This window comes from Arthrobacter sp. ES3-54 (genome assembly GCF_029504395.1).
Lineage (GTDB): Bacteria > Actinomycetota > Actinomycetes > Actinomycetales > Micrococcaceae > Arthrobacter.
The window spans coordinates 131,183-150,920 of sequence record NZ_JAQFIF010000007.1 but is presented as its reverse complement, the minus strand read 5'-3'; the positions used below and the strand labels follow the sequence as shown (position 1 = coordinate 150,920).

The following is a 19,738-nucleotide window of genomic DNA, read 5'->3' as shown; positions in this document are numbered from 1 at the left end:
CGCCCACCCTATCTCCAGAGCAGTCTTAGGGAGATTGTTGCTCATCCACCGGGAACGCCACGGCCTCGCCCACCACGCGAAGACGCAGCTCCGTGCCGGGGCGGGCGATCGAGGCGTTCCAGTGCCGGATGGTGATGATTTCCCCGCCGCCGGGGTAGCGGTGGTCCGGGACGGCGCCGGCGGCAAGGACCGGCGGGACCGGGAGCTGGAGCCGGACCGTGGTCTCGGGGCCGAAGTAGTCGGTGTCCACCACCGTGCCGCGGATAGGGCCGTCCTCGGAAATGCGGATCTGCTCGGGCCGCAGCATCAGCTGGACCCGGCCCTGGGCGGGCGGGCGTCGAACGGGGATCCCGCCGAGCGAGCACGTGGCCAGGGAACCTTCCATCCAGGCATCCAGGATGACGGCGTCGCCCAGGAATTCGGCGGTGGCGCGGTCGGCCGGGCGCGTGTAGACGACGAACGGGTTGCCGATCTGGGCCAGCCTGCCGCCGCGCATCACAGCCACCTGGTCGGCGAAGGACAACGCCTCGGCCTGGTCATGCGTGACCAGGATGGTGGTGACGCCGGCGTCCTTCAGGACCTGGGCCACGGCACGGCGGGTGGCCACCCGCAGGCCGGCGTCCAGGGCCGAGAACGGCTCGTCCAGCAGCATGAGCGCGGGTTTGCGGGCCAGCGCCCGGGCCAGGGCGACCCGCTGCTGCTGGCCGCCGGAGAGCTGGTGCGGGCGGCGCTTGGCCATGGCCGGGTCCAGCGAGACCATTTCCAGCAGCTCGCCGACCCTCGCCTTGACGCCGCGGTGCCCGCCGGGGAGCTGCGCGGCGTCCAGGCCAAAGGAGATGTTCTGCCCGACCGTCAGGTGCGGAAACAAGGCGCCGTCCTGTGCCACGTAGCCGACGTGGCGTTTGTGGGCGGGCACCCAGGCGTTCTCGCCCGCCACCTTGCTGCCGTTGAGCGAGATGCTGCCGGTGTCCGGGTGTTCGAAGCCGGCAATCAGGCGCAGCAGCGTGGTCTTGCCGGAGCCGGACGGTCCCACAATCGCCGTCGTTCCGCCCCTGGCGACGGAGAGGTTGACGCCCTTGAGGACGGCCTGGGGGCCAAAGTTCTTGGTGACCGCGTCGATTTCCAGGTGGCTGTTGGTGCTGGTGGCCACGGAAGCCGCGACTCGCGGCTCGGGGAGACGGGAGGGGGCCTCACGCGACGGGTAAACATCGGTCACTGTCCGGCTACTTTCTTGGACTGCTGGAAGAGCAGGTAGGTCATGGGCGCCGAGATCAGGATCATCAGCAGCGCATACGGGGCGGCGCCAGCGTAGTCGATCTCGCTGCTCTTGCTCCAAAACTCGGTGGCGAGGGTGCGCGTCCCGTTGGGCGAGAGCAGGAGGGTGGCCGTGAGTTCGTTGACAATCCCCAGGAACACCAGGGCCGCGCCGCCGGCCGCGGCGGGGGCCGTCAGGCGCAGCGTCACGCGCAGGAAGGCCAGCAGCGGCGGCTTGCCGAGCACCTGGGCGGCCTCGTCGAGTTCCTTCGGCGCCTGGGCCAGCCCCGAGCGGATGTTCACGAGGGCCCGGGGGAGGAACAACAGCACATAGGCCGCGATGAGGAGCGCTGAGGTCTGGTACATGCTGGGCACCATCCGGATGCTCACGGTTACGAAGGCCAGGCCCACCACAATCCCGGGCATGGAGCTGGTGATGTAGTTGGACAGCTCCAGGGACTTGCTGAACCAGCCGGGGCGTCGCACGGCCAGGTAGGCCATGGGGAACGCGACCACGGTGGTGACGACGGCCCCCGCAAGGCCATAGACCAGGGTCTGCAGGAGGGCCGGCATGAATTCCTCGGCTGCCCAGATGTCCGGGCCGCCAGTGACGATCCAGCGCAGCACAAACGTCAGCGGCAGGCCGAACGCCAGCGCCGTGAGGGCGATCAGGGACAGCTGGGCCGGGACCTGGTAGGCGCGCAGGGGCAGGCGCAAGGCGCGCGCTTGGGCGCCCGAGCCGATCCTGGCGTACCGGGCGCTGCCGCGGCTGCGGACCTCGACGAGGAGCAGGATCAGGCACAGGAACACCAGGACGCTGGCCAGCATGTTCCCCGCGGTCCCGTTGAATGTGGACTGGTACTGCACCATGATCGCGGTGGTGAAGGTGTCGAAGCGGATCATCGCGAACGCCCCGTATTCGGCCAGCAGGTGCAGCGCGACCAGCAGCCCGCCGCCGGTCATGGCGATGCGCAGCTGCGGCAGCACCACCCGGAAGAACGCGCGCCAGGCGCCGAGGCCCAGGGAGGCGGCGGACTGTTCGATCGCGGGGTCCAGGCGGCTGAGTGTCGCGGCGGCCGGGATGTACACGAGCGGGAAATAGGACAGGGTGGCGATCAGGACCCCGGACCAGAGCCCGCCGAGGGAGGGCACCGCGGAAACCCAGGCGTAGCTGTTGACGAAGGCGGGGATGGCCAGCGGGGCGGCCAGCAGCACGGCCCACCACTTCCGGCCCACGAGGGACGTGCGTTCAACCAGCCACGCGCCGCCGACGCCCAGGACCAGGCACAGCGGCACCGTCACCACGGTCAGCAGCACGGTGTTCAGCAGGAGTTCGCCCACGCGCGGGCGGATGATCAGTGCGGCGGCGGTGTCCCAGCCGGTGGAGGCCGTCATGAAGACCACATAGGCCAGGGGAACTAGGGAAAACAGGGCGATCAGGACCGCAATGATGGAAACAACAGAAACGCCGAAAGGCGGGCGGGGGCGCTTGCCCCTGCCCGCCGTCGTCGTGTCCCCGGATATTTTGGGGACCGCCAGCTTGGAAGTCACTGCTGCTACAGCAGCCCTGCCTGGGTCATCAGCTCGGTGACCTTGGCGGAATTGAGCTTGGCGGGATCCACTGTGGGTGCCTGCAACTCCTTGAGCGGAACCAGCTTGTCGTTGGACGGGACGTCCGAGGCGACGGCGTACTCGAAGGAGGTGCCCTTCTGCAGTACTTCCTGGCCCTTCTTGCCGGTGATGAACTTCAGGAAGGACTGGGCCGCCGCGGCGTTCTTCGAGGACTTCAGCACGCCGCCGCCCGAGATGGAGACGAAGGCGCCCGGGTCCTGGTTCTTGAAGTAGAACGGCGTGACGTTCTTGGAGTTCTCGCCGGTCTTGGCCTGGTCGCCGTAGTAGTAGTAGTGGTAGATCAGGGCGGCGTCCACTTCGCCGGCGTTGACGGCCTTCATGGCCGTGCTGTTGCCCTTGTACGCCTTGGAGTTCTCCTTCATGCCCTTGAGCCATGCCTGCGTGGCGGCTTCGCCCTTGAGTTCCAGCAGGGCCGAGACGATCGCCTGGAAGTCGGCGCCGGACGGCGAGGCTGCCCACTTGCCCTTCCACTCGGGGTTGGCCAGGTCCAGCATGGACTTGGGCAGCTTGTCGGCGCTGATCTTGTTCTTGTCATAGACCAGCACGGTGGAGCGGGCTGCGATGCCGGTCCACTTGTTGGTGGAGGGACGGAACTCAGCGGGGACCTGGTCCACGGTGGCCTTGTCCACGTCCGCGAAGAGGCCGGCGTTCTCCACCTGGGCCATGGCGGGCGAGTTCTCGGTCAGGAAGACGTCTGCCGGTGAGGCCTGGCCTTCCTGGATGATCTGGTTGGACATTTCGGTGTCGTCGCCCTGGCGCAGGGTGACCTTGATGCCGGTTTCGGCCGTGAAGGCGTCTACCCACTCTTTGGTCAGGGACTCGTGCTGGGCGTTATAGACCGTGATCTCGCCGGCGGCCGAGCCGCCAGCCGCTGCACTGCTGCCAGCCGGGGCAGCGGAACCGGAGCCGCAGGCGGCCAGGCCCAGGACGGCAGTGGCTGCCAGGGCGATGCCCGCCAGTGCGTTGTTGCGGATCTTCATGGGGCTACTTTCTGCAAGGAATTCGTCGTCGGTGCCCGGACCCCCGTGAGCGGGGAAGTTAGGGCATGCTCACTACGAAAGACTGTAGGTTAGCCAAACCTAAGCGACCAACCTGAAGTCGCATTAAGTGATGAGGATCACATGAATTACGAAACTGTTGCGTGACGTAATTGTTCAGGATTGCGGTGCGGGCGCCGCAGCGATCGATGCGGCCGCCTCCAGCACCATCCAGGCCTGGAGCTGTGTGGACAGCTCGACGGCGGCGCCCTCCGGATAGCTGCGGCGTGCCGGCAGTTCGGTGCGGTCGGAGAAGACCAAGTGGCTGCCGGGGCGCGCGAGGCGGTCCTGCGCCGGAAGGATCCGGCGGCCTTCCCAGAGGGCCTCGGCTGTATCGTTCACGAGTGCCGCCGCCGTGGCCCGGGTTTCGGCGGGCAGCCGTTCGTCGACGGCGGCAAGGGCCAGATAGCGGACGAGGATCCCGGTGAACAGCCCGCCGTCGCCCGTTCCCTCACAGCGCAGCACCGCGGCGGTGCGCCCCAGCAGCGGGGCCGGGTGCGTGAGGTTGCGTGCCACGGCGTCCACCAGTGCGGCCGCACGCTCGAGGTTCGCTTCGCCCCCAAGTTCCAGCAGGGCCCCGAGCACGGGGCCCTGGTTGTAGGTGTAGATGGTCTCTTCCAGCACCACGTCGCCCGTCCCGGAAATCCGCAGGCCGTCCCGGTAGAGGCCCTGTCCGGGCTCGTAGAGCTTGGCGTCGAGCCAGTCCAGCAGTGCCTGCGCCTTGTCCCGGTTGCCCGTCCGCGCGTAGTAGAGGGCCACCGGTGCGGTGGCGGGCGTGTTCTTGAAATCGCGCTTCGTGCTCCAGAAAGTGCCGCCACCCAGGTCGTCGGTGGACGCGGAGTCGAACTGCAAGGTCAGGCTCTGCAGGACCTTGGCGTTGCGCCCCCGGCCGGTGCGTTTGCGGGTGTCCTCGGCGAGCTTGTCCAGCCGGAGCGTGGCCAGGGCCAGCCAGGCCATGTCGTCGTAGTAGTTGTTGACCACTGTGAGGAAATTGCGCAGCCGGATGCCCGTGACGAGCCGGGACGCGAGATGGCCGGCGCTGGGCCGGTTCTCGCCGTCGAACTTGGCCCCCGGGCGCCCGGGCGAGCCCAGTTCCCGGCGGCCGGCATCCACGAGGCAGTCCAGGTAGTGTGCCTGCCACCAGTAGTGCCAGGGCCGGGACAGGTTCTTCAGCCGGCCGGACGGCCGCAGGATCGCGGCGATGTGGGTTCCCGGCAGGAAGAAGAGCCGCTGCCCGAAGAGCCTGGTCACCGAGCGGGCGGCCTCATCCGCGCGGAAGGACCAGTTGGGGGCGGAGGTGTCGGGTCGGGTCATGAGCCAAGCCTAATCGCGGGAGCCCGTCCGGACCGCGATCGTGACCGCGCCGTCGGCGGGTGCGCCAAAGGTGCGCAATGGCCGTATTCCAGTTAACATTCACTAACTAATGTTCCCCGTGGGCCGGTGCTTCAGGCGCCGCCCGCGTTGAGGCTTCGCGGCCGGGGTTCGGTTCCACATCAAGGAGGATGCATGGACATCAAGGGTACTGTCGCGCTGATCACGGGCGGGGCCTCGGGTCTTGGAGCTGCCACGGCCAAGCGCCTGTTCGACGCCGGCGCTTCGGTGGTGCTCGTGGACCTGCCGGGTTCCGCCGGGGGCGCTTTTGCCGCCGAACTGACCGCCTCCGCCGCCGCTCCCGCTGCTGCCGCCGGTGCCGCCGCCGCGGGTTCCGCTGCCGCCGATGGCGGCCGCACGGCCGTTTTCGTCCCCGCCGACGTCACGGACGAGGTGCAGGTGCAGGCCGCCGTCGATGCCGCCGCCGCCCTGGGCCCGCTGCGCATTGTGGTCAACTGTGCCGGGATCGCGACCCCCGGCAAGGTCCTGGGCCGCGACGGCGTTCTGCCGATGGAGGCCTTCAACCGCGTCATCCAGATCAACCTCGTGGGCACCTTCAACGTGATCCGCCTCGCCGCGGCCGCCATGGCAACCACCGAGCCCGCCGCCACCGAACTTGGCGGTCCGGAACGCGGCGTCATCATCAACACCGCCTCCGTCGCCGCGTTCGACGGCCAGATCGGCCAGCCCGCCTACGCCGCCTCCAAGGGCGCCGTGGCCGCCATGACGTTGCCGATCGCCCGCGAACTCGCGCGCTCGCTGATCCGGGTGGTCACCATTGCACCGGGCATCTTCGAGACTCCCATGATGGCCGGGCTGCCGCAGGAGGCGCAGGACTCCCTGGGCCAGCAGGTGCCGCACCCCTCGCGGCTGGGCCGCCCCGCCGAATACGCCAACCTCGCCGCGCACATTGTGGAGAACGCCATGCTCAACGGCGAGACGATCCGCCTCGACGGCGCCATCCGGATGGGCCCGAAATGACTGAGTCTGGAATGACCGGGTCCGAGGCGACCGGGACAGGGCTGGCTGCCTCGGCCGCACCGGCAGTGTCCGCACCGCCTGTGGCGGGGCTCCCCACTGCGGACTTCTTCGACTACGAATCCCTGCTCAACGCGGCGGAGCGGGCCAAACTGGCGCAGCTGCGGGAGTTCCTGGCCGCCGAGGTCGCCCCGTTCGCCACGGACTGGTGGAACAAGGCCGAATTCCCGGCCCATATCCTGCCCAAGCTGGCCGCCCTGGAGCTAAGCGCTCCCGCCCAGCGCGGCTACAGCAACCTGTTCGCCGGGATCATCATCGCCGAGATGACCCGGGTGGACACCTCGCTCGCCACCTTCTTCCTGGTCCACCATGACCTCTTCGTGGAGTCGCTCTACGGCTTCGGCTCCGAGGAGCAGAAGGCGCGCCTACTCGAGGACGCGGCGAACCTGCGCACCACCGGCGCCTTTGCCCTCACCGAACCGGACCACGGCTCGGACGTTGCCGGCGGCATGGAAACCCGGGCCCGGCGGGTCTCCGGCGGCGCGGCCGACGGCGGCGACGCCTGGGTGCTCAACGGCGCCAAGCGCTGGATCGGCAACGGGACGTTTTGCGACTACATGCTGGTCTGGGCCCGGGACGAGGCCGACGGCGGCATCCGCGGCTTCATCGTCGACGCCACTTTGCCGGGCGTGAGCCGGAGCCGGATCGAAAACAAGATTGCCCTGCGCACGGTGCAGAATGCAGACATCGTCTTCACCGACGTCCGCGTGGCCGAAGCGGACCGTTTTGCCGGCATCAGCAGCTTCGAGGACACCAACGAGCTCCTGCGCGGTTCCCGGATCATGGTGGCCTGGCAGGGCGTGGGGCAGCAGCTCGCCGCCTTCGACGTCGCGCGGCAGTACGCCGTCGAACGCCAGCAGTTCGGCCGCCCGCTGGCGAAGTTCCAGCTGGTCCAGCAGCAGCTGGTGACCATGCTCGGCAACGCCGTGGCCAGCATGGGCATGATGGTGCGGATCGCGCAGCTGCAGGACCAGGGCGCCGCGGAAATGCCGCAGGTGGCCCTCGCCAAGTCCTATGTCAGCGCCCGGATGCGCGAAACCGTGGCGATGGGCCGGTCCCTGCTGGGCGGCAACGGGATCGTCACCGATTACCGGATGGCCAAGATCTTCTCCGACGCCGAGGCGATCTACACCTACGAGGGCTCGTTCGAGATCAACACGCTGATCACGGGGCGTGCCGTCACCGGCGTGTCCGCGATCGTGTAGAAGTGGCTGTCTAGAAGAGGCCGGCGAAGCGGCCGTCTAGAAAACCCCGGGCTCTTTCTCACCGGCCGCGATCCGGTAGTCCAGGCTGTTGTTCTTCACCGTCATGGGGCAGGTGCCATACGGGGTGAAGGCGCTGGGGTAGTTGATGGCCCGGTTGAAGTCCAGGACCACGGTCGCGTTTCCGGATGAATCGACGCGGGGTTTTGCGGTGGAGACCTTCCGCCACTCGTCGGTCGATTCGCCATTGGTCTCGTCGTGGAACGTCACCGTCAACGCGCCGAGTTTCTCCTCCTCGGCCTGCAGATGGAACTCGTGTTCCGTGCCGGGAAGCCGGAAGACGAGTTCGCCCACCGAGCGGTGAACCCCGTCCACCAGCGGATTGGCGGTGGCGATCGGCACGTCCACGGGCTCGGGATAGGGCGCGAACCGGGCCTCGACCACCAGGTCCGGGCGGAAGTCGAAGGTGGGCACGCCGTCGAACTCGGTGAACGCCGGTGACTGGGAGTCACGCGTGCGGATGGCGTACTTGTCCGCCCGCATCGCGAGCTCCACCACCACCTGGCAACCGTCGTCGCCGCCGTACTGGACCCACATGAGGGATTCCTCGTCCGACAGCACGGCGCTGATGGTGCCTTCCACGGGCTCGCCGGTTTCCACCAGGGTCAGGCCGTCGGACGCGGCGGCGGTCAGGAACGCCGTCGTGCCGTCAGTGGACCAGAGCCCGGGGGCGAGCTCGACGGCGGCCGGCCGATACTCGAGCCACTGGAACGATGTCAGTGTCAGCCATCCGTGGTCGCTGGCGAGGGCCGCGTTCCGGCTGCTCCGGAAGCGCTGCCAGCGGGCAAGCTGCGGGTCGGCCGCGAGCTCAGTGGTGTTCATGGGTTCCTCCAGTGTTTCCTTCGGGGCGTCGTCGGGGGGCTTGTCCGGGGCTGCGTTCGCTGGGGGAGCTGCCGAGGCTGGCAGCCACCAGCTGGGCAGCGGTGGCCCCGGCGGCGGTGGCCGCGTCCGGGTCGCCGTCGAGCACCCCGCTGGCAAGGCCGCCGTCGAGCAGCAGGGTCAGGCTGCGGGCCAGCTGGTCCGGGTCCCGGGCGCCGGCGCGGGCGGCCAGGTCCCGGATCCAGGTGCGGATCTGCCGCTTGTGGGCCACGGTCCGGTCGTGGACCCGGGTGCCGGCGGCCGACTCGGCGGCGGCGTTGATGAAGGCGCAGCCGCGGTAGCCGTCTCGCCGGCATGCGGTTGTCAGGGCGTCGAACAGGCCCACGAGCTGCGCGGCCGGGTCTTCGCCGGCGGCCTCGGCGGCGGCGTGAAGCTGGCCGGTCCAGATGCCGTCGACCTTTTCCAGATAGGCCAGGATGAGGTCGTCCTTGGCCGGAAAGTACTTGTAGAACGTGGCTTTCGCGACGCCGGACTCGGCGATGATGGTGTCGATGCCGGCGGCCCGGAAGCCGTGCGCGTAGAAGAGCCGGAAGGCCGTGGCCAGGATCTTTTCCCTGGCATGCCCGGCGGGAGTGCGGGCAGCCGGCGGGGCGGTGGCTGCTGGCAGCGTCATGACACCATCGTACACAGACAAGTCTGTCTATGCCCGGGCGCGGCTCCAGTGCGATCCCCGTCAGGCTTCGGCCCGCGCCAGCCGCGCCGACTGCCGCCTGCGCCGGTCGGATGCCTTGTTGCGGGCAGGCCTGTCTGCTAGCGTCGTGTCCAAGGGGTAGACGGACCTGTCTACCTGCGGATTTGGGCTGAGCTCCTGGTGAGCGGAATCGAGGGACGCCATGAAGATTGCAGTACTGGGAACCGGCACGGTGGGGCGCACGATTGCCGGCGCACTCGCGGGCCTGGGGCACGACGTCGTGATCGGTACCCGCGACCCGCAGGCGACGCTCGCCCGGACCGAGCCGGACAGGATGGGCGCCGCGCCGTTCGCCCAGTGGCATGCCGCGCACGCCGGAATCGGCCTCGCCGCCTTTGCCGACGCCGCGGCCGGCGCCGAGCTGATCGTCAACGCCACGCAGGGTGGCGGCTCCCTGGCGGCTCTGGCCGCCGCGGGCACCGGGAACCTCGCCGGCAAAGTCATCATGGACATCGCCAACCCGCTGGACTTCTCGCAGGGCATGCCGCCGTCGCTGAACCCGGTGAACACGGATAGTCTCGCGGAGCAGATCCAGCGGGCCTTCCCCCATGCCCGGGTGGTGAAAACCCTCAACACCATGACGGCGTCGGTGATGGTGGACCCGGCCCGCGTGGCCGGCGGCGACCACTCGGTGTTCGTCTCCGGGGACGACGCCGAGGCCAAGGCCGCCGTCACGGAACTCCTCAAGGGCTTCGGCCACCGCGACGTGATCGATCTCGGGGACATTACGAGTGCCCGCGGCGCGGAAATGCTCCTGCCGATCTGGCTGCGGCTCTGGGGCGCGCTGGGCACCGGCGAGTTCAATTTCAAGATCGCGCGCTGAACCCGCCACCCAACTAACTTGCAGCCAGGGCCCTCATGAGCTCCCAAAACGGGCCACAACTGCGAGCCAGTTGGGAGCCTGGGATCGGGGGCCGGGGCGGCGCCGCGGGGCCTGACACTATCTGAGACGGAATTCCAGCCGGGAGTGCCTGCGGGTAACATCCCTTGGGAAGAAGTAATCAGGCTCACAGTATCCAGCGCAGTGTACGAGCCAAGTCGAACCCTCGAAAGATAGTTTCCATGGCTGACACTGCAATGCATTCCGACACCGATCTTGCCGCCGAACTCCGGGCCGATGTCCGCCGGGTCTCCACCCTCCTCGGCGAATCCCTGGTCCGCCAGCACGGCCCCGAGCTCCTGGACCTTGTCGAGCAGGTGCGCCTGCTGACCAAGGAATCCAAGGAGGCGGCCCGGGGCGGGGCCGACGCCACCGGGCCGTGGAGCTCGTACGACGTCGTTGCCCAGGTCCGCGAACTGCTCGGCTCCCTGCCGCTGGACCAGGCCACCGACCTGGTCCGCGCCTTCGCGTTCTACTTCCATCTGGCGAACGCCGCCGAGCAGGTCCACCGGGTCCGCGGGCTGCGCACCCGGCAGGAGAAGGACGGCTGGCTCGCCAAAGCCGTTGAGGAGATCGCGGATCAGGCCGGCAACTCCGTACTGCAGGAAGTCGTCAACGAACTCGACGTCCGGCCTATCTTCACCGCACACCCCACCGAGGCCTCCCGCCGCTCAGTGCTGGACAAGATCCGCCGGCTCTCGGACATCCTGTCCGAATCCACGGTGGAGGGCACGTCCGCGCGCCGCCGCCAGGATCGCCACTTGTCCGAAGTGATCGACCAGATGTGGCAGACGGACGAGCTCCGCCAGGTCCGGCCCACCCCCGTGGACGAGGCCCGGAACGCCATCTACTACCTCACCGGCATCCTCAGCGACGCCATGCCGGAAATGCTCTCGGACCTCTCCGAGCTGCTCGCCGAGCACGGCGTCACGCTGCCGCCGCAGAAAGCCCCGATCCGCTTCGGCTCCTGGATCGGCGGGGACCGGGACGGCAACCCCAACGTCACCGCCGCCGTTACCCGCGAAATCCTCCAGATCCAGAACCAGCACGCCGTACGGATCAGCATCGGCCTGATCGACGGACTCATCTCCATCCTGTCCAACTCGACCGCGCTGGCCGGGGCGGACCAGGAACTCCTGGACTCGATCGACGTCGACCTGGGGAACCTGCCGGGCCTGGACCGCCGCGTCCTCGAGCTGAACGCGCAGGAGCCGTACCGGCTCAAACTCACCTGCATCAAGGCCAAGCTGATCAACACCGGCCGGCGGGTCGCGGCCGGATCCGCGCACGAGCCCGGCCGCGACTACACCGCCACCGCGGAGCTCCTCGCCGAGCTTGGCCTGCTGGAACGCTCGCTGCGGAACCACCACGCCGCCCTCGCAGCCGACGGCGCCCTGTCCCGGGTCCGCCGCGCCATCGCCTCCTTCGGCCTGCACCTGGCCACCTTGGACATCCGTGAGCACGCCGACCACCACCACGACGCCGTCGGGCAGCTCATGGACCGCCTCGGCGGCCCCGGTGTCCGGTATGCGGAACTCAGCCGCGCCGAGCGGCTCGAGGTGCTGGGCTCCGAGCTCGCGTCCCGGCGCCCGCTCTCGGGCCACCCGATCAAGCTCGACGGCGTCGCCGACGGCACGTACGACGTCTTCCGGGAGATCCGGCGTGCCCTGCGCACCTACGGCCCCGACGTGATCGAGACCTACATCATCTCCATGACCCGCGGCGCGGACGACGTCCTGGCCGCGGCCGTGCTGGCCCGCGAGGCCGGCCTGGTCAGCATCTTCGGCGAGGCGCCCTACGCCAAGATCGGCTTCGCGCCGCTGCTGGAGACCGTCGACGAGCTCCGCGCCTCGGCCGAGATCGTGGACCAGCTGCTCTCCGATTCGTCCTACCGCGAACTGGTCCGGCTCCGCGGCGACGTGCAGGAGATCATGCTCGGCTACTCGGACTCCAACAAGGAATCCGGCGTCATGACGAGCCAGTGGGAAATCTACAAGACCCAGCGCAAGCTCCGGGACGTGGCCGCGAAGCACGGCGTCCGCGTGCGCCTCTTCCATGGCCGCGGCGGCTCGGTGGGCCGCGGCGGCGGGCCGACTTACGATGCCATCATGGCCCAGCCCAACGGCGTGCTCGAGGGCGAGATCAAGTTCACCGAGCAGGGCGAGGTCATCTCGGACAAGTACTCCCTGCCGGAACTGGCGCGCGAAAACCTTGAGCTCTCCCTCGCCGCCGTGATGCAGGGCTCGGCCCTGCACCGCGCGCCGCGCACCTCCGAGGATCAGCGCGTGCGCTACGGCGACGTCATGGAGACCGTCTCCGACGCCGCGTTTGCGCGCTACCGCACGTTGATTGAGGACCCCGACCTGCCCGCCTACTTCATGGCCTCCACCCCGGTGGAGCAGCTGGGATCCCTGAACATCGGATCCCGTCCATCCAAGCGGCCCGATTCCGGCGCCGGGCTTGAGGGGCTGCGGGCCATCCCGTGGGTGTTCGGCTGGACGCAGTCACGGCAGATCGTGCCGGGCTGGTTCGGTGTGGGCTCCGGCCTCAAGGCCGCGCGCGAGGCCGGAAATTCGGCCCAGCTCAAGGAGATGATCGAGGGCTGGCACTTCTTCCGCTCGGTGCTGTCCAACGTGGAAATGACCCTGGCGAAGACAGACATGGACATTGCCGGCTACTACGTCTCGACGCTGGTGCCGGAAGAGCTGCACCACCTGTTTCGCGCCATTCGGGAAGAGTACGAGCTCACGGTCGCGGAGATCCAGAACCTCACAGGCGAGCACGTGATCCTCGATGCCCAGCCCACCCTGAAGCGCTCCCTCGAGATCCGGGACCAGTACCTCGACCCCATCAGCTACCTGCAGGTGGAACTGCTCCGCCGCGTTAGGGCCGAGGCCGCGGCGGGCATGTCCGGAGCCGAGATCGACGAGCGCCTCCAGCGGGCCATGCTGATCACGGTCAACGGGGTCGCCGCCGGGCTGCGCAACACCGGGTAGCCTGCACTTTCCCGGCGCTCCCTCAGGTCCGGTCTCTCAGTTCCTGTCGCTCACGACGTGAGGGAACGTCCGCGACAATCCGGCCGTTCCCTCAGGGGCTGAGGGGGCGGCTAGGGTTGTTCCATGCCGTCGTTCCAGACCAGACTGAAGATCACCGGGCTCAAGCCGGGCACCGCTCCGGAAGCGGTCATGGCCGCGGCCATCGAGGCGCTCGGGACGCGGCACCACGTCGAATCGCACCAGCTTGAGCTCGCCGGCGGCGTACCTCAGCTGAACCTGCGCTTCCTGGTAGATGCCACCGCGTACAGCGCCGAAAACAGTCAGGCGGTGGAGTCGGCAGCCATGATGCGCGACGCCGTCGAACGCGTTGCGCTCACCGGAACGCTGACCGTGCTGCGCCGCAGCCGCGGCCGCTGGGCACCTGTTTAGAAAGTCGGGCGTCTAAAAGTCCAGTTCCTCATCCGGGTCGGCCGCGGCGGACTCCACGGGGGAGGGGCTGCCGCGGCGCCGCGTCACGATCACGCCCACGCCGGCGCCGATCAGCAGCCCGACGCCGACCCCGATCAGGGAGCTCGCCCAGAACGGGAGCCCGGTGGCGGAGCCCGTGAAATAGCCCAGCGCCACGGACCAGCTTGCCCAGAGCAGGCCGCCGATGGCCGCGCAGAGGCTGAACCCGCGCGTCGAAACGTTCGCAATGCCCGCCGCGGCCGTCGTCGCCAGCCGCCCGCCGGGGATGAAGCGGATGCCGATGATCGCTCCGTACGTGGAGGAGCGGCCTGCCTTCGCAATCGCCGCGTGCACGGCCGCGTGGAACCGCAGGCCCCATTTCCAGCGGTCGAGCACGTGGCTCAGCCGCCGTTTGAAGAGCTGGAAGACGAGAAGGTCACCCAGCCATGAGGAGACCGCGGCCAGGAGGATCACGAGGAACGCGTTGATGTGGCCCTCTGCGGAGAGCGCGCCGCCGGTGATGACGACCATTTCCGAGGGCAGAGGCGGGAAAATCGCATCGCCGATCACGAGGGGGAAGATCCAGAAATAGATCGCGGCGCCCCAGCTGTCCGCATTTCCGAAGTCCATGGGCACAAGGTACCGCACTTCCAGCTGCTAGCGCGCTTCGCTCAGTTCCAGTCTGCTGCGGTACTCCACCGGGCTCCCCGAGATGGGGTCGACGAAGCGGATCCCGCGGGCCAGGAGCTGCAGCGGCTTGGTGTAGTCGTCCGGGGCCTTGTCCAGCAGTTCCGGGTAGAACGCATCGTTGACGATCCCCAGACCCAGTGAGGCCATGTGCACGCGGAGCTGGTGGGTCTTCCCCGAGTGCGGCTCCAGCCGGTACAGCGCGCGGCGTTGGGGGCCGCCGTCGGGCCCCCCGTCGGGTGCGGCGTGCGGTGCGCCGTCGGGTGCGCCGTGGGGTGCGGCGTGAGGTCCGCCGCCGGGAGCGCTGGCCGCGTCAAACGTGTGCAACCGCTCTATCCGGGTTTCCGCGTTGGGTTGGCCGTCCACCACCTCGGCCAGCAGGTAGCTGCGGGACTTGGTCATCCGGTTCCGCACCACCACCGGGAAGTCCACCGCGGGGTGGCCCGGCGCCGGCCCCGCGGCGGCTACACACTCGTATTCCTTCTGGACCTGGCGCTTTTCGAACAGAACCTGGTACCTGCCCCGGGTCTCGGGGTTCGTGGAGAGCAGCAGGATGCCGGCGGTCATGCGGTCGAGGCGGTGCATCGGGATCAGGTCCGGCAGGCCGAGCTGGTTCCGGAGCCGGACCAGGGCCGATTCCTGGATGTACGTGCCGCCGGGGGTGGTGGGCAGGAAGTGCGGCTTGTCCACGACCAGCAGGTGATCGTCCTGGTGCAGGATGTTCAGCTCCACCGGGATCCGGGTCTCCGGTGGCAGGCTGCGGTAGTACCAGATGAACGTGTGGTCCTGCATCGGCGTGCTGCGGTCCAGGGCTATCCCGGCCTCGCCGACGATCTCCCCGGCGTCGAACCGGTCCTCGATGCCCTGGGGATCGATGTGCCCCCAGCGGTGCATCATGTAGTCCAGCGCGGTCTCCCAGGGCCCCTCGTCCGGCAGGCGCAGGCGCGTTGCGTTGACGCCGTCGCGCACGGGGAGGGGGGATTGCATCACCGGACCATTCTACGTGCCCGGCCTCCGCCCCCGCCCCGGCGCCTGCGCCTGCCCGGCTTCCGCCCCCGCCCCGGCCACCCGCCGCGGCCCGAGCCGCCCCACCACCTCCGCCCTTCCAGTGCCTCTGGCCACTTACCGCCCGCCCTCCGCCCCGGGCCGCCTGTCCGGCCCCGCCCCCTGCCCGGCCGCCCTGGCCCCGGCGCTCCAGTTCGCCGGAAACGTGTCAGTTCGCTGGAAAGTTCCGGCGACCTCGGACGTTTCCGGCGAACTCGCGAGGCTGCGGCCACGTACTCCCACGGCATTCCGCCCCCGAGCCGCCGCCCCTCCCGCGCCTACGTCCTCCGCCCTCACGACCGCCCCCGCCCCCGCCCCTTCGCTCCAGTTCGCCGGATGCGTGCCAGTTCGCTGGAAAGTTCCGGCGACCTCGCAAGCTTCCGGCGAACTCGCGAGGTCGCGCCGCCCGATCCCGCCGACGAGAAAAAAGTTCTTGACAAATAAAATTGTCGGTGGGCACACTTGAAGCATGTTGGATATCGAAGTGATTGAGGACCCGGCCGCGGCGGAGGCTTCGCTGGACCCGATCCGGACGCGGATCCTGCGCGAGCTGGCCGAGCCCGGATCCGCGACGCAGCTCGCCGCCAAGGTGGGCCTGCCGCGGCAGAAGGTGAACTACCACCTCAAGGCCCTCGAGCGGCATGGGCTGGTTGAGCTCGTCGAGGAGCGGCGGCGCGGCAATGTCACCGAACGCATCCTGCAGGCGACGGCGGCGTCGTACCTGATTTCACCGGCGGCCCTGGCCTCCGTGGCGCCGGACCCGCATCGGTTCTCGGACCGCTTTTCAGCCTTCTGGCTACTGGCGCTCGCCGCCCGCATGGTCCAGGAGATGGGCCAGCTGATCGCCGGGGCAGCCGCCGCAAAGCAGAAACTCGCCACCTTTGCCATCGACGGCGAGATCACCTTCCGGTCGGCGGCGGACCGGGCGGCCTTCGCCGAGGAGCTCGGCGTCGCCGTGACCCGGCTCGTGGACAAGTACCACGATGGCGGACGCGGCGTCCCGCCAGGTGCGCCGGCAGCGACCCCGCCGGCGGGACGCAAACACCGGCTGGTCGTCGCGCTCCACCCCTCGCTGAAGGTGCCAGCGCCCAAGGCAGCGCGCGCAGAACCACACGCTGGCCCACGAACTACACACCCACAAGCTGCAAACCCACAAGCTAAGGAGCAGGACAATGACTGACAAGCGGAAATTCGAAATCGTCTGCGACACCGAACTGCCCGGCACGCCCGAGCAGGTGTGGGAGGCCGTTACCAAGGACACCCCGGCGTGGATGTTCCCCACGGACCAATGGCCGGCGGTCCGGACCGTGGACGAGTACCCCTCCCATCTCGTGTCCCGGATGGACGGCCCAGACGGCTGGTTCAACCAGCTGGAGCACGTCCTGGAACCGCTCGACGGCGGCCGCGCCCGGCTGCACTATGTGCACAGCGGCATCTTCGCGGACAACTGGGATGAGCAGTACGACGGCGCCAGCAAGCACACGGCGTTCTACCTGCATACTCTGGGCCAGTACCTGAAGTACTTCGACGGCAAGCCCGTGGTCTTCACCGACATTCAGGCACCCGCCGGGTCGCAGACCCCGGACGGCTTCGACCGGCTCAAGAGGGCCCTTGGCGTCGCCAGCTCGGCCCAGGGGGAGACGGTGGAGCTGGAGCTCGACGGCGTCGGCCCGCTTACGGGCGAAGTCGACTTCTCCAACGAGAACTTCCTCGGCCTGCGGACCGCGGACGCGATGTACCGCTTCTTCGGCCGCAACGCCTTCGGCGCACCGGTGGGCATGACGGTGCACGACTTCAGCGGCAGCGGGGACGCCACGGCGACGGCGAAGGCCTGGGCCGGGTTCCTGGCGACGGTCTACGCATAGGCCCGCGACGCGCATCCCGCCTGGCGACTCGCAAATGTCCTGCCGACACCCGGATTCGGGCGTCGACAGGGCATTTGCGCAGCGCGGAAGAGAACCTGCGTCGCCAGGCGCACGCGCAGCGCAGGGAAGAATGGGCGTCGCCAGGGCATATGCAGCGCAGGCCTGGGCAGGGTTCCTGGGCAGTACACCTAGGCCCGCGACGCGCATCCTGCCTGGCGACGCGAATATGCCCTGCCGACACCCGAATACGGGCGTCGGCAGGGCCTGTGCGCAGCGCAGGAATGAACCTGCGTCGCAAGGGCGGGCCCGCGGATGCCTGGGCTCAGGCGATGGCCGCGGCCGGCGGGGCTGACAGGTTGCGCCGCAGCTGCGGCGCGGCGTCCAGTCGGTCTTGGGCCGAGCGCAATGCCAGCACGGCCGTCTCCAGTTGCTCGGGCGGCAGGGTGAACGGCAGCCTCAGGTACTGCTCGAACGCGCCGCCGACGCCGAACCGGGGCCCCGCGGCGAGCCGGATTCCGAAGTCGGGAGCCACCACGGCAAGAGCCGTGCTGATTGGCGCAGGAAGACGGCACCAGACGGACAGGCCGCCGTCGGGCCATTCCGGATCCCAGCCTGGCAGGTGCGCGCGGATCAGTTCCAGCAGCGTGTTCCGGTTCTCGCGCAGCGCGGCGAGCCGGGCAGGGAGCGGCTCCGTCATGGCATTGACCAGATGTGCCGCGGCGAGCTGTTCCACCACGGGCCCGCCCAGGTCCAGGGTGGTGCGGGCCGCGGCGAAGCGCTGGATGAGCGGCTCGCTGGCGCGGATCCAGCCCGTGCGCAGCCCTGCCCAGTGCGACTTGCTGAGGGAGCCGAGGGAGACCACAGCCGGGCTAAATGCGGCCATGGGGGTCGAGACTGCGCCGTCGAGGTTCAGCTCCCGCAGCGTCTCGTCCGCCACGAGCACGGTGCCCGACGCAGCGGCCGCCTTCACGAGGCGGCGCCGCTGGGAATCGGGCATCAGCCGGCCGGTGGGGTTGTGGAAGTCCGGCACCACGTAGGCCATCGCGGGCCGCTGCAGCAGCAGCGCCGATTCCATGGCCTCGAGGTCCCAGCCGGCCGGTCCGTTGGGAATAGTGCCGTGGGAAACAGTGCGGACGGCCCCTGCCCCGGTTGGGCTGCTCCGGACTGCGCCGTTGGCTGCGCCGTTAGGACCTGTGCCGTGGGGGCACGCTGCGGGCATGGCCACCGGGACCGGGCGGCAGCCAGCCGCCCGGATCGCGTCGAGGGCATTCGGGTAGCTGGGATGTTCCACAAGCACTTTCGTGCCGGAACGGCCGGCCAACGTGCGGAGCACAATGTTCAGCGCATGCTGGGCGCCGGAGGTGACCAGGATCTGTGCGGCCGTTGTCGGCACCCCGGCGGCCGTGTACCGGGCCGCAATGGCTTCGCGGAGCGGGCCCACGCCGAGGGCGTCGTAGCCGAACCCCGGCAGCAGCGCCGGCAGCTCCGTCAGTGCCGCGGCAAAGGCCCGGTGCACCACTTCGCCGCTGGCGGGCAGGGAGGCGTAGGCCAGGTCCAGGATCCCGTCCGGCACGGCCAGGCCGGGCGCGCCGCTCAGCCGCAGGGCGCCGTCATGACCACCGGCGTGCGCGGGCCCCTGGCTCGGGATGCAGCTCCGGCTCCGGCTGCCCTGGCCGCTGCTGAGGAAGCCCTGCTCGCGCAGCAGGGCGTACGCCGCGGTCACCGTGGTGCGGCTGATGCCAAGGGTCGCTGCCAGTGAGCGCTCGCTCGGCAGGGCGACGTCGAGGGCGACGCGGCCGTCGAGGATGAGCAGGCGGACGACGTCGGCCAGCTCGCGGTAGGCGGGGGCGGCACCGACGTTCCACTCGCCCAGCAGGCGGGCCAGCGACCCCGGAGTCAAAGAGACAGGCATAAAGCCAGTATTTCAAACTGGCTATGGATTGCAAGGCCAGTCTTGGTGGAGGATGGACACCATGTTGACCCGCAGACTCCTCCAGCTCCTTATTGGCCTCGCCATGTACGGCGTTTCGCTCGCGATGTTCATCCGGGCCGGGCTGGGACTGGATCCCTGGGATGTCTTCCACCAGGGACTCGCGGTCAAGACCGGGCTGAGCATCGGCACGGTGGTGGTGATCGTCAGCTTCCTCGTCCTGCTCCTCTGGATTCCGCTCCGGCAGTGGCCCGGCGTCGGCACGCTGTGCAATGCCGTGCTGGTGGGTGTGTTCGCCGACGTCGGACTGGCCCTCATACCGGAGTTCTCGCACCTCGGCGGCCAGATCGGCATGCTCGCGGGGGCCATCCTGCTCAACGGCATCGCCTCGGCCTGCTACATCGGCGCCCGCCTCGGACCCGGAGCCCGGGACGGACTCATGACGGGACTCGCCCGGCGCACAGGCTGGTCCGTGCGGGCCTCCCGGACCGGCATTGAAGTGGTGGTTCTCGGGGCCGGCTGGCTGCTGGGCGGTTCAGTCGGTGTGGGCACGGTGCTGTACGCGCTGGCGATTGGCCCGCTGGTGCAGCTGTTGCTGCCGCGGTTTACGGTTCCGGAAGTGCGTCCCGTCTCCGTGGCCGGAACTGAAACGGAAGCTGCTGACGTTGCTGACGTTGCCGGGACGGCCGTCCCGGCAACCGCGTCCAGCGGCCGGACCGACTGAT

The 19,738-nt window shown here is 69.1% G+C and carries 17 protein-coding genes; 8 read left to right on the top strand and 9 right to left on the bottom strand.

What is annotated here, in order from left to right:
- Nucleotides 1–25: 25 nt before the first annotated feature.
- The 4 genes from M2428_RS14235 to M2428_RS14220 form a co-directional block, all read right to left on the bottom strand.
- A complete protein-coding gene (locus tag M2428_RS14235; RefSeq protein ID WP_277526598.1) occupies nt 26–1,216 on the bottom strand; it encodes an ABC transporter ATP-binding protein in 1,191 nt (396 codons plus the stop codon).
- Nucleotides 1,213–2,805: an iron ABC transporter permease gene (locus tag M2428_RS14230; protein WP_277526597.1), complete on the bottom strand. Its 1,593-nt coding sequence runs from the start codon at nt 2,803–2,805 to the stop codon at nt 1,213–1,215. The genes M2428_RS14235 and M2428_RS14230 overlap by 4 nt, the downstream gene beginning before the upstream one ends.
- Before the next feature lie 5 nt (nt 2,806–2,810).
- Complete coding sequence (locus M2428_RS14225) at nt 2,811–3,866, bottom strand: iron ABC transporter substrate-binding protein (RefSeq protein WP_277526596.1); 1,056 nt, start codon at nt 3,864–3,866, stop codon at nt 2,811–2,813.
- 174 nt (nt 3,867–4,040) lie between these two features.
- Nucleotides 4,041–5,237 carry a glycoside hydrolase family 76 protein gene (locus tag M2428_RS14220; protein WP_277526595.1) on the bottom strand — a complete coding sequence of 399 codons (1,197 nt, stop codon included), beginning with the start codon at nt 5,235–5,237 and terminating at the stop codon, nt 4,041–4,043.
- A gap of 192 nt (nt 5,238–5,429) precedes the next feature.
- Between M2428_RS14220 and M2428_RS14215 the strand changes: the two genes are divergently transcribed.
- Nucleotides 5,430–6,275: an SDR family NAD(P)-dependent oxidoreductase gene (locus M2428_RS14215; protein WP_277526594.1), complete on the top strand. Its 846-nt coding sequence runs from the start codon at nt 5,430–5,432 to the stop codon at nt 6,273–6,275.
- 11 nt (nt 6,276–6,286) lie between these two features.
- Nucleotides 6,287–7,537, top strand: coding sequence for an acyl-CoA dehydrogenase family protein (locus M2428_RS14210; RefSeq protein ID WP_277526678.1), 1,251 nt, complete (start codon nt 6,287–6,289; stop codon nt 7,535–7,537).
- Nucleotides 7,538–7,573: 36 nt separating this feature from the next.
- Here the strand turns inward: M2428_RS14210 and M2428_RS14205 are convergent, their stop codons facing one another.
- Together M2428_RS14205 and M2428_RS14200 are read right to left on the bottom strand one after the other, a co-directional pair.
- The gene (locus M2428_RS14205) at nt 7,574–8,416 is read right to left on the bottom strand and encodes a DUF1684 domain-containing protein (RefSeq protein WP_277526593.1); all 843 of its coding nucleotides are present in this window, start codon (nt 8,414–8,416) and stop codon (nt 7,574–7,576) included.
- The gene (locus M2428_RS14200) at nt 8,403–9,086 is read right to left on the bottom strand and encodes a TetR/AcrR family transcriptional regulator (protein WP_277526592.1); all 684 of its coding nucleotides are present in this window, start codon (nt 9,084–9,086) and stop codon (nt 8,403–8,405) included. Before M2428_RS14200 ends, M2428_RS14205 begins: the two co-directional genes overlap by 14 nt.
- Before the next feature lie 220 nt (nt 9,087–9,306).
- Between M2428_RS14200 and M2428_RS14195 the strand changes: the two genes are divergently transcribed.
- From M2428_RS14195 to M2428_RS14185, 3 genes are all read left to right on the top strand, one after another.
- Nucleotides 9,307–9,987 (top strand): NAD(P)-binding domain-containing protein, encoded by a 681-nt coding sequence (locus tag M2428_RS14195; RefSeq protein WP_277526591.1) that lies wholly within the window; start codon nt 9,307–9,309, stop codon nt 9,985–9,987.
- 239 nt (nt 9,988–10,226) lie between these two features.
- Complete coding sequence (gene ppc, locus M2428_RS14190) at nt 10,227–13,040, top strand: phosphoenolpyruvate carboxylase (protein WP_277526590.1); 2,814 nt, start codon at nt 10,227–10,229, stop codon at nt 13,038–13,040.
- Between the two features lie 123 nt (nt 13,041–13,163).
- Nucleotides 13,164–13,469, top strand: coding sequence for a hypothetical protein (locus M2428_RS14185; protein WP_277526589.1), 306 nt, complete (start codon nt 13,164–13,166; stop codon nt 13,467–13,469).
- 12 nt (nt 13,470–13,481) lie between these two features.
- On the opposite strand, the gene M2428_RS14180 is transcribed toward M2428_RS14185, so the two are convergent.
- Nucleotides 13,482–14,117, bottom strand: a complete 636-nt coding sequence (locus tag M2428_RS14180) for a VTT domain-containing protein (RefSeq protein ID WP_277526588.1) — start codon at nt 14,115–14,117, stop codon at nt 13,482–13,484.
- Between the two features lie 27 nt (nt 14,118–14,144).
- The gene (locus tag M2428_RS14175) at nt 14,145–15,161 is read right to left on the bottom strand and encodes an RluA family pseudouridine synthase (RefSeq protein ID WP_277526677.1); all 1,017 of its coding nucleotides are present in this window, start codon (nt 15,159–15,161) and stop codon (nt 14,145–14,147) included.
- Between the two features lie 526 nt (nt 15,162–15,687).
- Here M2428_RS14175 and M2428_RS14170 point away from each other — a divergent pair.
- Nucleotides 15,688–16,398 carry a helix-turn-helix domain-containing protein gene (locus M2428_RS14170; protein ID WP_277526587.1) on the top strand — a complete coding sequence of 237 codons (711 nt, stop codon included), beginning with the start codon at nt 15,688–15,690 and terminating at the stop codon, nt 16,396–16,398.
- A complete protein-coding gene (locus M2428_RS14165) occupies nt 16,391–17,083 on the top strand; it encodes an SRPBCC domain-containing protein (RefSeq protein WP_277526586.1) in 693 nt (230 codons plus the stop codon). The genes M2428_RS14170 and M2428_RS14165 overlap by 8 nt, the downstream gene beginning before the upstream one ends.
- A 322-nt stretch (nt 17,084–17,405) precedes the next feature.
- Here the strand turns inward: M2428_RS14165 and M2428_RS14160 are convergent, their stop codons facing one another.
- Nucleotides 17,406–18,995 carry a PLP-dependent aminotransferase family protein gene (locus tag M2428_RS14160; RefSeq protein ID WP_277526585.1) on the bottom strand — a complete coding sequence of 530 codons (1,590 nt, stop codon included), beginning with the start codon at nt 18,993–18,995 and terminating at the stop codon, nt 17,406–17,408.
- 61 nt (nt 18,996–19,056) lie between these two features.
- On the opposite strand from M2428_RS14160, the gene M2428_RS14155 reads away from it, so the two are divergent.
- Nucleotides 19,057–19,737, top strand: coding sequence for a hypothetical protein (locus M2428_RS14155; protein WP_277526584.1), 681 nt, complete (start codon nt 19,057–19,059; stop codon nt 19,735–19,737).
- Nucleotide 19,738 lies beyond the last annotated feature (1 nt).

What these genes read in the sequence shown, in the direction of transcription:
- ppc (WP_277526590.1), top strand. Translation starts at nt 10,227, where the DNA reads ATGGCTGACACTGCAATGCATTCCGACACCGATCTTGCCGCCGAACTC.
- M2428_RS14165 (WP_277526586.1), top strand. Translation starts at nt 16,391, where the DNA reads ATGACTGACAAGCGGAAATTCGAAATCGTCTGCGACACCGAACTGCCC.
- M2428_RS14220 (WP_277526595.1), bottom strand. Translation starts at nt 5,237, where the DNA reads ATGACCCGACCCGACACCTCCGCCCCCAACTGGTCCTTCCGCGCGGAT.
- M2428_RS14195 (WP_277526591.1), top strand. Translation starts at nt 9,307, where the DNA reads ATGAAGATTGCAGTACTGGGAACCGGCACGGTGGGGCGCACGATTGCC.
- M2428_RS14210 (WP_277526678.1), top strand. Translation starts at nt 6,287, where the DNA reads ATGACCGGGTCCGAGGCGACCGGGACAGGGCTGGCTGCCTCGGCCGCA.
- M2428_RS14175 (WP_277526677.1), bottom strand. Translation starts at nt 15,161, where the DNA reads ATGCAATCCCCCCTCCCCGTGCGCGACGGCGTCAACGCAACGCGCCTG.
- M2428_RS14225 (WP_277526596.1), bottom strand. Translation starts at nt 3,866, where the DNA reads ATGAAGATCCGCAACAACGCACTGGCGGGCATCGCCCTGGCAGCCACT.
- M2428_RS14160 (WP_277526585.1), bottom strand. Translation starts at nt 18,995, where the DNA reads ATGCCTGTCTCTTTGACTCCGGGGTCGCTGGCCCGCCTGCTGGGCGAG.
- M2428_RS14200 (WP_277526592.1), bottom strand. Translation starts at nt 9,086, where the DNA reads ATGACGCTGCCAGCAGCCACCGCCCCGCCGGCTGCCCGCACTCCCGCC.
- M2428_RS14170 (WP_277526587.1), top strand. Translation starts at nt 15,688, where the DNA reads ATGTTGGATATCGAAGTGATTGAGGACCCGGCCGCGGCGGAGGCTTCG.
- M2428_RS14205 (WP_277526593.1), bottom strand. Translation starts at nt 8,416, where the DNA reads ATGAACACCACTGAGCTCGCGGCCGACCCGCAGCTTGCCCGCTGGCAG.
- M2428_RS14180 (WP_277526588.1), bottom strand. Translation starts at nt 14,117, where the DNA reads ATGGACTTCGGAAATGCGGACAGCTGGGGCGCCGCGATCTATTTCTGG.
- M2428_RS14185 (WP_277526589.1), top strand. Translation starts at nt 13,164, where the DNA reads ATGCCGTCGTTCCAGACCAGACTGAAGATCACCGGGCTCAAGCCGGGC.
- M2428_RS14215 (WP_277526594.1), top strand. Translation starts at nt 5,430, where the DNA reads ATGGACATCAAGGGTACTGTCGCGCTGATCACGGGCGGGGCCTCGGGT.
- M2428_RS14155 (WP_277526584.1), top strand. Translation starts at nt 19,057, where the DNA reads ATGTTGACCCGCAGACTCCTCCAGCTCCTTATTGGCCTCGCCATGTAC.